This is a genomic window from Arachidicoccus sp. (assembly GCF_050436765.1).
GTDB lineage: Bacteria > Bacteroidota > Bacteroidia > Chitinophagales > Chitinophagaceae > Arachidicoccus.
In genome coordinates, this window is record NZ_JBNQGD010000391.1 from 1 (window position 1) to 1057 (window position 1057).

The window sequence follows — 1057 nt, forward strand, 5'->3', positions numbered from 1 at the left end:
TAATACCTCATCCTCATAACTGTCTATTGCACCGGCCCACAGAAAAATTAGTAGATCATAAAACTTATTTGCAGTCGTTGCCAGATTTCGACAGGCTGGATTATGTTTCTATGATGTCGCAGGAGCACGTATACTCTTTGTGTGTCGAGAGCTTGGCGGAGTCCGATATTTATCCAAGAGCGTCGTACATAAGGGTACTTTTTTGTGAAATAACTCGTATACTAAATCATTTAATGTCTGTCACAACTCACGCCTTGGATATAGGTGCCCTTAGCCCTTTTTTATGAGCCTTTGAAGAAAGAGAAAAACTAATGGAGCTTTACGAAAGGGTTTCAGGGGCCAGGATGCACGCAAGCTATATAAGACCCGGCGGGATTTCCCAGGATTTACCGGCGGGATTTCTTGACGATGTTTATGAATTCGTAAAAAATTTCCCTTCTAGGTTGGACGAGATGGAGAATTTTTTAACTTTTAATAGAATTTGAAAACAACGTTTAATAGGTATAGGTATTGTTGATTATAAAGATCTCATTGAATGATCATTTTCGGGGGTTATGCTTCGCGGATCCGGCGTTTGCTGGGATTTGAGGAGATCCCGCCCTTATGAGGTTTACGACGATCTTAATTTCAGCGTGCCTGTAGCGGAAAACGGGGATTGTTACGACAGGTACCTACTTCGTGTCGAAGAAATGCGTCAGAGTACGAGTTTAATGTGGCAGTGTATAAATCTACTACCCAGTGGGCCTATAAAAGCAAATGATTTTAAATTGTCGCTACCCTCCAAGCTAGATTCTAAAAGTGATATGGAATCCGTGATTCAGCATTTCAAATTTTGTACTGAAGGTTTTATTTTGCCGGAAAATTATGAGTACGCCGCCGCGGAGGCCCCTAAAGGGGAGTTCGGGGTTTTCCTAATGTCTGATAATTCCGGCAAACCTTACAGATGCAAATTTAGAGCGCCGGGGTATTATCATTTGCAGGGATTGGATTTTATGTCTAGGAATGCGTTTTTGGCGGATGTTGTCGCGCTTATTGGCACGCAGGATATAGTTTTTGG

Annotated in this window: 2 pseudogenes; both read left to right on the forward strand. The window is 42.1% G+C overall.

Features of this window, described 5'->3' with window-relative positions:
- A pseudogene (locus ACQR30_RS16440) lies at positions 1 to 287 on the forward strand (NAD(P)H-quinone oxidoreductase subunit H); the annotation flags it as partial.
- 57 nt (positions 288 to 344) lie between these two features.
- A pseudogene (locus tag ACQR30_RS16445) lies at positions 345 to 1057 on the forward strand (hypothetical protein); the annotation flags it as partial.